Source organism: Candidatus Baltobacteraceae bacterium (assembly GCA_036559195.1).
Taxonomy (GTDB): Bacteria; Vulcanimicrobiota; Vulcanimicrobiia; order Vulcanimicrobiales; family Vulcanimicrobiaceae; genus JALYTZ01.
Map to the genome: position 1 here is coordinate 1 of DATBTN010000054.1, position 10,682 is coordinate 10,682.

General features: G+C 64.5%; 11 protein-coding genes and 1 riboswitch. Of the genes, 5 read left to right on the forward strand and 6 right to left on the reverse strand.

The window, feature by feature from the left end; translation table 11 throughout:
• On the forward strand, nt 1-206 hold a 206-nt coding region (locus VIG32_07825), incomplete at its 5' end, for a hypothetical protein (protein HEY8297913.1).
• A 333-nt stretch (nt 207-539) separates the two neighbouring features.
• Here VIG32_07825 and VIG32_07830 read toward each other — a convergent pair.
• Genes VIG32_07830 through VIG32_07840 form a run of 3 tightly spaced genes read right to left on the reverse strand, consistent with a single transcriptional unit; the run spans nt 540 to nt 3,159 of the window.
• Nucleotides 540-1,229, reverse strand: a complete 690-nt coding sequence (locus VIG32_07830; protein ID HEY8297914.1) for a serine protease — start codon at nt 1,227-1,229, stop codon at nt 540-542.
• 56 nt (nt 1,230-1,285) lie between these two features.
• Complete coding sequence (gene hflX, locus VIG32_07835) at nt 1,286-2,353, reverse strand: GTPase HflX (GenBank protein ID HEY8297915.1); 1,068 nt, start codon at nt 2,351-2,353, stop codon at nt 1,286-1,288.
• On the reverse strand, nt 2,317-3,159 hold the full coding sequence (locus VIG32_07840; protein HEY8297916.1) for a helical backbone metal receptor: 843 nt from the start codon (nt 3,157-3,159) through the stop codon (nt 2,317-2,319). The genes hflX and VIG32_07840 overlap by 37 nt, the downstream gene beginning before the upstream one ends.
• Nucleotides 3,160-3,195: 36 nt before the next feature.
• Nucleotides 3,196-3,375: riboswitch (cobalamin riboswitch) on the forward strand.
• 25 nt (nt 3,376-3,400) lie between these two features.
• On the opposite strand from VIG32_07840, the gene VIG32_07845 reads away from it, so the two are divergent.
• Genes VIG32_07845 through VIG32_07855 form a run of 3 tightly spaced genes read left to right on the forward strand, consistent with a single transcriptional unit; the run spans nt 3,401 to nt 7,087 of the window.
• Entirely contained in the window at nt 3,401-5,326 is a 1,926-nt protein-coding gene (locus tag VIG32_07845) for a TonB-dependent receptor (GenBank protein ID HEY8297917.1), read from the forward strand.
• A gap of 1 nt (nt 5,327) precedes the next feature.
• Nucleotides 5,328-6,311 carry an iron ABC transporter permease gene (locus tag VIG32_07850; protein ID HEY8297918.1) on the forward strand — a complete coding sequence of 328 codons (984 nt, stop codon included), beginning with the start codon at nt 5,328-5,330 and terminating at the stop codon, nt 6,309-6,311.
• Nucleotides 6,308-7,087 (forward strand): ABC transporter ATP-binding protein, encoded by a 780-nt coding sequence (locus VIG32_07855; GenBank protein HEY8297919.1) that lies wholly within the window; start codon nt 6,308-6,310, stop codon nt 7,085-7,087. Before VIG32_07850 ends, VIG32_07855 begins: the two co-directional genes overlap by 4 nt.
• Here the strand turns inward: VIG32_07855 and VIG32_07860 are convergent.
• From VIG32_07860 to VIG32_07870, 3 genes are read right to left on the reverse strand one after another with little or no spacing between them, the layout of a single operon-like run.
• Nucleotides 7,071-7,490 (reverse strand): hypothetical protein, encoded by a 420-nt coding sequence (locus VIG32_07860; GenBank protein ID HEY8297920.1) that lies wholly within the window; start codon nt 7,488-7,490, stop codon nt 7,071-7,073. The two genes, VIG32_07855 and VIG32_07860, sit on opposite strands and share 17 nt — an antisense overlap.
• On the reverse strand, nt 7,484-7,888 hold the full coding sequence (locus VIG32_07865) for a hypothetical protein (protein HEY8297921.1): 405 nt from the start codon (nt 7,886-7,888) through the stop codon (nt 7,484-7,486). The genes VIG32_07860 and VIG32_07865 overlap by 7 nt, the downstream gene beginning before the upstream one ends.
• On the reverse strand, nt 7,881-9,278 hold the full coding sequence (locus VIG32_07870; protein HEY8297922.1) for a SpoIIE family protein phosphatase: 1,398 nt from the start codon (nt 9,276-9,278) through the stop codon (nt 7,881-7,883). The genes VIG32_07865 and VIG32_07870 overlap by 8 nt, the downstream gene beginning before the upstream one ends.
• 53 nt (nt 9,279-9,331) lie before the next feature.
• On the opposite strand from VIG32_07870, the gene VIG32_07875 reads away from it, so the two are divergent.
• Nucleotides 9,332-10,681: a hypothetical protein gene (locus tag VIG32_07875; GenBank protein ID HEY8297923.1), complete on the forward strand. Its 1,350-nt coding sequence runs from the start codon at nt 9,332-9,334 to the stop codon at nt 10,679-10,681.
• Nucleotide 10,682 lies beyond the last annotated feature (1 nt).

Sequence of the window (10,682 nt, forward strand, 5' to 3'; positions counted from 1 at the left end):
CGCTTCGCAATCACCGAAAGCACGATGATCGCCGCCAGCAACCCAAACAACAACAGCGGCAAATGCCCCATCACCACCACTCAAACATCAACAAACAAACACCCCAAAAAATCCACGCTTCGACAAGCTCATGCTTCGACAAGCTCATGCTTCGACAGGCTCAGCATGACAATGGCAACAATAACGGCCCCGCTTTGTCATCCTGACCTTGTCGAAGGACGCCGCGCCGGCCATCCAATGCTTCGACAGGCTCATGCTTCGACAAGCTCATGCTTCGACAGGCTCAGCATGACAACAACAGCGACGACGACGACGACATCCCCCTCCCCCCGATGGTATGCGACTCCCGCTTGCGTGGGGGGACGACGTTGTCGCGGCGGGCGTCTGAGCGAGGAGCGAAGCCAGGATGGCGAGAGCGACGAGTCAGCGAGCAGCTTTTTCGCACGATGCGAAAAAGCGGGCGTCCCGCCGCGACAACGTCGTCCCCCCACGCAAGCCCGCAAGCCCGCAAGCCCCCAACCCCCCAAAGCCTGCCAATCCTACAATCCATGCCCCGCATCCCACCGATGCAAAAACCGCCGAACATCATCAATCGGCAACGCAAATCCAATCGAATGCTCTTCATCGAATCGCGATTCAGCCATGCCGACGATCTCCCCCGTGTCGCTCAAAAAGATCGGACTCCCGCTCTCACCCGGCACAATCGGCAGCGTCACTTCGATCGCGTTCTTTCGAAGCGACGAGATGCGCCCGGCATCGACCGAGGTTGCGAGTCCCAAACCTTCCTGATCGAATTGGTCGGGGATCGGATAGCCGAGGAGCCCCACCTGCCGGCCGGGCTGCGCGTCTTTAGAATCGCCCAGACGCACGACCGGCAGATTCGGTCGCTTCGTGCGCACGATCGCGACATCGAGACCCGCGTCTTTTGCGACGATTCTGGCCGGCACGCGCTCTTTGTTTGCGATGGTGACGTGCAGGTTCCACGCTCCCTCGATCGCGTGTTCGACCGTGAGAATGTCGCTGCCCCACGCGCCGCTCGCGACCACGGTACCGCTCGCGTAGGCTTCGTCAACCGCACTCTGCTTCGTATCGCCGGGCACGTCCATCGTCAGCAGCACGACCGAGGGTTCGATCTTGCGGACCGATGCGACGAACGCGTCGTCGGAATAGTGCGGCGCGCAGCCGCAGAGCATCGCAATAGTGACGGCGGCGGCGTACAGGCTCTTCATGGGGCGTCGCTTTCCGTTCGGCGTTTCGCGAGCGGCGCCCCCCGGCCGCAAGCGGATTACAGCCTGCTCAGAAGCTCCGGAATTCCGCTCCCATCGCGCGCGCTCACGTAGAGGGCGCCCGCGAGGTGTGGGAGTTCGCCCGTTACGGCATCCACCTTATTGAAGACGACGATGCGCGGCTTGTTCTCAAGCTCCAGGTCGCGCAGCGTCGCGTCTACCGCCTCCATCTGCCGCGGCCAATCGGGGTTGCTCGCGTCGACGACGTGAACCAGCACGTCGGCGTCGTTTAACTCTTCGAGCGTCGAGCGAAACGCGCTCACCAGATCCTTGGGCAAATCGGTGATAAAACCCACGGTGTCGACCACGCGAACGAACCGGTTCGGACCCAGGTACGCGCGCCGCATCGTCGGATCGAGCGTTGCGAACGGCTGATCCGCCACCAACGCGTCGCTGCGCGCCAGCCGATTGAGCAACGAGGACTTGCCGACGTTCGTGTAGCCGACCAGCGCCACGAGCGGTTCGCGCTCGCGCGTATCGCCGCGCCGCGTCGAACGCTGTTTGCGAACTTCCTCGAGCGCGCGGCGCAACACGCTCACGCGATCCTGGATACGCCGCCGATCGACCTCGAGTTTCGTCTCGCCGGGTCCCCGCGTGCCGATACCGCCGCCAAGGCGCGAGAGATCGGCGCCGATACCGATGAGGTTCGACTGACGATAGCGCAGTTGCGCGAGTTCGACTTGCAGCTTGCCTTCGCGGCTGCGCGCGTGCTGCGCGAAGACGTCGAGAATCAGCATCGTGCGATCGACGATCGGCAGGGGAACCAGCTTCTCGAGATTCTTGCGCTGCCGCGGCCGCAGGTCGTTGAGTACCAGCACCAGATTGGCACCCAGTTCCTTCGCTCGCTCCGCGATCTCGGTGGCCTTTCCGCTGCCGACCAGGGTCGCGGGATCGACGTGCGCGCGCCGTTGGACCACGCGTTCGATAACGGCGGCTCCGGATGCGGCGGCGAGCGCTTCGAATTCGAGCAGTTCGGGTTCGAGCGGGCGGCGCGGATCGTCGACGTCGACCGCGACCAAGATTGCGCGCGTTAGGTCGCTAGCGGTCGTAAACGTTCGATGAGCCAATGGAGTCCTTCATTATAGGATGGGCCGGGGCGCTCGAACTCGTCGGGCGCAACGTACACGTGGTGCTCGCGCACCGCGCGCAGCGAGCGCCACGGTTCGCGGTCGAGCACCGTCGAGAGGTGCGTGAAGCGATCCGTGACGATCGCGTCGGGCTGGGCTGCGAGCAACGCTTCGGCGCTGTATTCGGCATATGCCGCGGGCAGCCGCCCGACGGCATTTCGGCCGCCTGCGAGATCGATGATCTGGGAGAGATACGATTGCGGGCCGACGGTCCAGATCGGGCCGGTGCCGAGCGCGACGAACACCCGCGGCCGGCGTTTGAAACGTTCGGTCGCTCGAAGCGCCGCGGTGCGCGCCTGCAGCCGTGCGACCAGCGCCCGCGCCTGCGCGGTATGGCCGGTCAGCCGGCCGAGGCCCGTGATGTCGGTGAAAATATCGGCAAAGCTATCGTCGTTAAAGAACACCGTCGCGATGCCGGCCGAACGCAGCGTTTGCGTCATGCGCTGCTGGGACGGGATGCCGACCACCACGTCGGGGTGCAGCCCGACGATTCGTTCCGCGTCGACGCTCGCAAAATTTCCCACGATCGGCGCGCGCGCCGCGCAGGTTGCCGTCGGCGAGTATTCCGAGACCCCCACGAGGGCCTTGCCCGCGCCGAGTCGGCATAAATCCGCGGTCAACGACGGCATCAGCGAAACGACGCGTTTTGCAACGCCGGGGCCGCCCGCACGCCGGTCTACCGTGCCGGCCGAACAGCCCGCCAGCATCGCCGCGAGTGCGGCCAGGAGGGCGAAACGCTTGATCACGACCGCGAACGTTCCGGAAACCAGGAAGCCGCGCCTGCGGCTGCGTAAGCATGCGGTTCGCGTTTGCGCGAGGGAAGCCGGTACGATGCCGGCACGGTCGCGCCACTGTATGCGGGGAGCCGCTCGACGTCACTGGACAACGGTTGTCCGGGAAGGCCCGAGCATCGAGGCTACGATCCGCGAGTCAGGATACCACTCGCAAACGCTGCTCTAACCACCTCGCGAAAAAGGAAGGTTTGCAGTGATCCCTCGCTTTCATGCGCGTGCGCTTTGCGCCGCGCTCTTCATCATCGCCGGCAGCGCCGGCGTCGCCGCAGCACGAGAAACGCCCGCGCCCTCGCCGTCCCCAAGCGCGCCTCCGGAGATCGCGCACGTCGTGACCAGCGATCGTTCGGACGAGTCGATCGACCGGGTGGCGCGGACCACGTTCGTCATCACCAAAGAAGAGATCGTCCGGCACGGGTACCGCAGCATCGCGGACGCAATCGCCACGTTACCGGGCGTCAATCTCGTACGCTACGGCACGACCGGTTCGGCCGCAAGTTTCGGCATTCGCGGAAGCTCGACGTCGCAGGTGCTGGTACTGGTCAACGGTCTCCCGGCTGCCGGCTCGCAGATCAACAATCTCGATCTCAATTCCATTCCGACCACCGGCGTCGAACGTATCGAAGTCGTCGAAGGCGGCGGCTCGACGCTCTACGGCGCGGACTCCGTCGGCGGAGTTATCAACGTGATCGCAACGCCGCTGGCCGGCAAAGCGATCCTCGACGCGTTCGCCGGATCCTTCGGAACGCGCGGAGCGAGCCTCGAAACGCGTAACTTCTCCTTCTCGCGAACGATCGCGCGCAACGATTTCGGCTTGCCGGGCAATGGCGAGCGTCCCAACTCCGATAGCGCGCAGACGACGGCGCGCGTTGCATTCGACCGTCACTTCGGGCGTATCCGCGCCGCCTTCGACGCAAGCGTGAGCGATCATCACCTCGGCGTACCGGGGCCCGACGGGTTTCTCTCGGCCACGAGCCGCGAAAACGACGTCGATACCGGCGCGCATCTCGCATTCGCGCGTACGGGCGCTCGCGCAACGACGACGCTCGATCTCGGCGGCACGCATCAATCGTTCGTCTACACGTGCGACACCCCGGTCGATTCGAGCTGCCCCAACTATCCCTTTACGGCCGGCGCGCCAATTCCGCCGCCCTACGCGCAGCTCCTAACCGAAGGACGCGTGGAGGCGAACTTCCGTAACGTACTCTCGAGCGACCGCACGCGCACCGTCTACGGCATCGACCTCTCGCGCGGCGTGGCGCGCGTGGACGACGGCAGCTCCCCGCTGCAAGTACACGGATTCGCGCGCACCGCAATCTACGTGCAGCAAAATTGGCTCGCACGCACCGGGTCGCGTTTTTACGCCGGCGTTCGGGCCGAGCGCGACGGCGCGCAGGGCGGAGCGTTCTCACCGTCGATCGGCGGCATCCTGCGCCTTTCGCCGCAGCTCTCGCTCAAGGCCAACGCCGCGACGGCGTTTCGCGCGCCGAACGCAAGCGATCTCTACTATCCGGGGTTCAGTAACCCGAATCTCCAAGTCGAGCGCACGCGCGTCGCCGACGTTTCGCTCGTCGATCGCGGCCTGCTCGGCGGCGCCACGCTGACGTGGTTTACCACTACCGGACGAAATCTGATCGTCCTCGATCAAACCTACACGCCGCAGAACGTCGGTCACGCCGCAATCGCGGGCCTGACGTTCGCAATTCGAACCGTACCCATCCGCGGCTATTACGCGAAACTCAACCTCACGAATCTCTATCGCGAACGAGATCTCGATAGCGATCCGGCGATCGACATCTACTCGGGCAAACGCTTGCCCAATCGAGGGCCGGTCCTCGCCGCCAATCTCGAACTCGGCTTTTTGGGCCGTCCCGCCTCCGCGATCGAGAGCGCGGCAATCACGATGCGCACGGCCGGCGCACGCGGGCCGGTCGATTCGAGACTGCCGCTCTTCGACCAGCCGGCGACGTACTCGAATCTCGGCGCGTTCGTGCGATTTCGGCTCGACCGCGATGCGCTCTTAACGCTGCGCGCGTCGAATCTCGGGAACGAGCGGTACGCCGAGATCGGCGGCTATCCGATGCCGGGCCGGAGCTTCGTCGTGGAGCTCTCGACCCGTTAACGTGGGCTTTCGGCTTGCAGGCTTGACGTTCGTGGCGCTCGCCGCCGCGCTCGTCAGCCTGCTCGTCGGCGGCACCGCACTCGCCTTTCACGATGTCGTGCGCGCGCTCGCCCACCCGGGCGCACACGACGATCTCACCACGATCGTCTGGCAATTGCGCGTGCCGCGCGTTTGCATCGCGCTCGTCGTCGGCGCGTCGCTCGCGATCTCCGGCGCGCTGCTGCAAGGGATGCTGCGCAATCCGCTCGTCGACCCGTCGCTCATCGGCGTGAGCAGCGGCGCGGCGGCCGCGATCGTTTTGGCGCTCGTCCTGGGCGTCGCGGCGCCGCTCGTACCGGGCGTCGGTTTCGTCGCCGGCATCGGCACCGCACTGCTCGTGGCCACGCTGGCGCGACGCGGATCGGGCATCGACGTCAACCGTTTGATTCTCGCAGGCGTCTCGCTCTCGGCGTTCTTTGCGGCGATCATCGCGGCGATTCTCACCCGTTCGCGCAACTCCGATTACAGCACCGCGATCATCTCCTGGCTTGCGGGTTCGTTAGCCGGGCGGGGCTGGCACGACATCGCGTTTGCGATGCCGTACGTTCTTATCGGTTTGGCGCTCGCGCTCTTGAGCGTTCCCGCGCTTAACGCCCTGCGTTTAGGCGACCTGCGGGCCGCCGCCGCGGGCGTCAACGTCGACCGCGCGCAGTGGCTGATTCTCGCGGCCTCGTCGCTCTTGGCCGCCAGCGCCGTAACGCTTTCGGGAACCGTGGGTTTCGTCGGACTGATCGTTCCGCATATCGCACGACGTATCGTCGGCTCCGATACGCGGTTCGTGGTGCTCGCCTCCATCTTGCTCGGCGCGGCGTTGACCGCGCTCGCCGACGCCGCCAGCCGCACGATCGTCGCACCGGCGGAACTGCCGATCGGCGTGCTGCTGGCCTTCATCGGCGTACCCACGTTCTTATATCTCTACCTGCACGACGGGGGACGGCCGCGATGATCGTCGCGCGCGAAGTCGGCCTGCGAATCGGCGATCGAACGTTGCTCGACGACGTGAGCTTCGACGTGCGCGCCGGCGAATTCGTGGCCGTGCTCGGACCCAACGGCGTCGGCAAGACGACGTTGCTCCGAGCGATGGCCGGAACGCGCGCCATCGAATCCGGCACTCTCTGCATCGCGGGTCGCGAGATCGCCCGCTTGTCGCCGAGCGAGCGCGCGCGCACGATCGCCTTCATGGCAAGCGACGATCTTTTTAGCGAGCACCTGACGGTGCGCGACGTCGTCGCGACGGGCCGGTACGCTTACCATCGTTGGTGGCAATGGCACGAAGATGCGGTCGACAGCGCGGCGATCGAACGCGCGCTCGACGCGGTTGGGATGCGCGCGTTTGCCGCCCGCGCGTTCGTCACGCTTTCGAGCGGCGAACGGCAACGCATTTGGCTGGCGCTCGGGCTCGCGCAGGAAGCCCCGGTGCTGCTTCTCGACGAGCCGACCAGTCATCTGGACGTACGCGTCGCGCATTCGATCCTCGCGCTGCTACGCGAGCAAGTGCTCGCCGGCAAGAGCGTGGTCTGCGTTCTCCACGATCTCAACGAAGCGGCCGAATTTGCCGACCGCATCATGCTGCTGGGCTGCGGAAAGATGCTCGCGATCGATACGCCGGCGGCCGTCTTCGAATCGGGCCGGCTCGAACAGGCCTACGGAGTACCGATGGAGATCGTGCACGCTCCGAGCGGCGCGCTGCGCGTGTTTCCTGCGGTCAGCCGGCGCGAGTAACGCGCGCGACGCGAATAGCGGAGGTGTGTTCCTGGTGGCAAGGGACGCACAGCGTTTCGAGATTCTCCAGGTGATGGGCGCAACTCAAGCGCGCGTGCGCTCCACGGCACGGTTCGCGATGGTTGACTTCGAGCCGCCCGCTCTTGCGTTGCGCGCGCGTGCAGCCGCGTTTGGGAAGGGCGTGGCCGCAGCGCGTGCAGCGGTACTTGTCGCGGCGTTTGGCCGCTCGTCGCGCGAGCGTCCACCAATGGTTCTTCCAAAACGAGGTACCGCAGCGATCGCTGCACCACGTTCGGCGCCGCGGCGGCAACGGTTGCCCGCACCACGCGCACCCGCCGAGCGCCGGTCGCGCGAGCGGACACGCCGCCAACAGCGAGGCGCTCTTCGGCGCGCCGGCTACCATGGATCCGAACGCTCGGGAATTCCGGCGCCGCGCACGTCGGCGGCGGTTACCCAGCCGTACTTCCCGCGGTAGGGGCCGCTCGCGATCTGCACGCCGATCGCGTCGTCGGTCGTGAAACGGAATTTCGGATGAACGACGTCGGACGTGCATTCCTGCACGACGACGATCGTCCCCGGCCGGGCGAGGACCGCGTGCGGCGTTAAGAACTTTCGCGTGTCCGACGAGCCGCCGGCATATTCGATAAGGCGGTTCTTATTATCCCATACCAGTACGTCGGGATCGTCGGCCCCGCCGAAAAGTACGACTCGCTGCCCCCTGCTCACGCGGCAATCGGCCATCGCCAATCCCGACGTCGCAACGAGCGCCGCGAATAACGCGGCGAGCACGCGCCTACCCACGTTCGACCGTTTCGTCGAGGCGCGGTTCGCACACGCGAATTGCCAGAATCGCCAGATCGTCGCGCATCGCGTTGCCGCCGCGCGCGCGCACTTGTGCGATCAGCTCGTCGGCCAGCGCTTGCGGTTCTCGGCTCGAATGCTCGATCCACGCCATCGCGCCCGTACTATCGAGCAGCGCGCCGTGTGAATCGCGGGCCTCCGTAAGGCCGTCGGTCGCGAGCACGACCGTATCGCCGTCGTCGAGGTAGACGGTCTTGACGTCGAAGGGCTCCTCCATCACGCCGAGCACGGGCCCGGTGACCGCGAGTTGCTGCACGCCGTTGGAACGTCGAATGAAGGCCGAATCGTGCCCGGCGCTGGCATATTGAAGACGCAGCGCCTGCGTGTCGAGGATCCCCACGAACATCGAGACGAAGAGATATGGGTCGGCCACGGTGCGAGGAAACGCCGTATTGAACTCCGCAAGGATGGATCCGGGATCGCGACGCCGCAGCGCGATACCACGGATGGTGAACTTGATGAACGCCGTCAATACCGCCGCATCGACGCCTTTTCCGCTAACGTCGGCGATCAAGAGAAGCGCGAGCCGCTCGGAGAGCTGGTAGACGTCGAAGACGTCGCCGCCGACCGCCAAGTGGCTGCTTGCCGAAGCGTAGGCGCTGCCGATCTCGCAGTTGGGGAGCGGAACGTGTTCGCTCTTAAACGCTCGCTGCAGCGTCCGCGTGGTGGTCCGCTCCTCTTCGAGTGCGCGGTCCAGCCGCGAACGGTACGCATTGAATAGCACGGCGAGCAATCCGAAGACGATCAGCCAAAACGCGCGCCAGTAGAGCGTTCGATTGATTTGATCCTGCGTCTCTTTCGCGATGCGGGTGCTGCGATCGTGAAGCAGCGCGGCGATCGCGCGGGCGTCCTGGCTCTCTTCGTCGATCGAAACCTTACCGCGCTTGTCGATCCGGCTCGCATTCGCGCTCGGATGCGCGAGCAGCGGCTGCGCGACTTCGTGGTGCCAATCCGCGTGCGCGATCAGATAATCGTCGAAAGCGCCGAGCGCCGGGGTTAGTTTCTGCGCGACCAGGACCGCGCGCAACTCGCGCTGACTGGTATCGAATTGCGTCGAGGTAGCGCGAAACGCGTCGAGCGAACCCGGATCGTGCGCGATCGCGTAGGCGTAGATATAGTTCTCTTCATCGAGCTGAAGTTTGAGCATCTCCTGCAGCGTGAGCTCGGCGTTCTGCAGGTGCTGCTGCTCGGTGTAAGAGGCCGCGATCTGCGCGCGCGTACTAAAAGCGCCGCTGACTGCAAAGGCCAGCGCTACGATGAGGATTGCCGTCGCCGTAAGCGTGCCGGCGCTGCGGAGAATCGGCGCGAGCCAAAGCGGCGTTCGCCTCACGCGCCCCCCTTCGAGATAGGTGACCTCAAAGTGCCCTCCGAACGTCGATTGCCATGCAAACGCAGCAAATTGCGGCTATTTTCAAGAGCTACGACGTTCGCGGGATTTATCCGGCCGAACTCAATGACGATACGGCATATCAGATCGGCCGCTGCTTCGCCTCGCTCCTGCGCGCGAAGACGATCGTCGTGGGTCGCGACATGCGTCCTTCCGGCGAAAAGCTCTTCGAAGCGTTTGCGCGCGGAGCGACCGAGGCCGGAGCCGACGTCGTCGACATCGGGATGGTCTCCACCGATGCGCTGTACTTCGCGGTGGGCAAATACGGCTACGACGGCGGCGTTATGATCACCGCCTCTCACAATCCCGCCCAATACAACGGGATGAAGTTTACCAAAGATCGCGCGCAGGCCATCTCGCTCGAAACCGGCCTCTCGACGATCCGCGATGCGATCGCGGCCGGAAACCTGCCGCCCAAGGCCGCAACTCCGGGGTCCGTTAGCGAGCGCGATATCCTCGAGGATTTCGCGGCGCATTGCCTCTCGTTTATCGACGCAAGCAAGATCAAACCGTTCAAGATCGCAATCGACGCCGGCAACGGCATGGCCGGCCTTACGGTTCCACACGTTTTCAAGCATCTTCCGTGCGAAGTCATTCCCCTCTATTTCGAACTCGATGGGAGTTTCCCGAACCATCCGGCGAGCCCGATCGAACCGGAGAACATGATCGATCTTCAAGCGGCAGTTCGCAAACACGGCTGCGACCTTGGAGTCGCCTTCGACGGCGACGCGGACCGCATGTTCATCGTGGACGAAACCGGCGGCTTGATCGGCGGCGATATGGTCACCGCCATCGTGGCGATCAACACCCTCAAACGCTACCCGGGCAGCCGCATCCTGTATAACCTGATCTGCAGCCGCAGCGTGCCCGAGGTCATCGAACGCAGCGGCGGCGTCCCGATTCGCTCGCAAGTCGGTCACTCGCTCATCAAGAAAACGATGCGCGACGAAGACGTGATCTTCGGGGGCGAACACAGCGGACACTTTTACTTTAAGGAAAACTGGTACGCCGATTCGGGCATGATCGCGCTGATGCAATGCCTCGAAGTCTTCAGCGAGACCGATAAGAACGTCAGCGCGGTGATCGCTCCGATCGACACGCGCTTTCGCTCGGGCGAAATAAACAGCGAAGTTCAAGACATCCCGGCTAAGATGGCGCAAATCGAGTCGCATCACAAGGACGCCGCAATCGATCACCTCGATGGGGTCACGATTTCATACCCGCATTGGTGGATGAACATCCGCCCGTCGAATACCGAGCCCCTATTGAGGTTGAACGTTGAGGGCGATACGAAGGAACTGATGGAAAAGAACCGCGACGAGGCACTCGCGCTCATCCGCTCGTAAC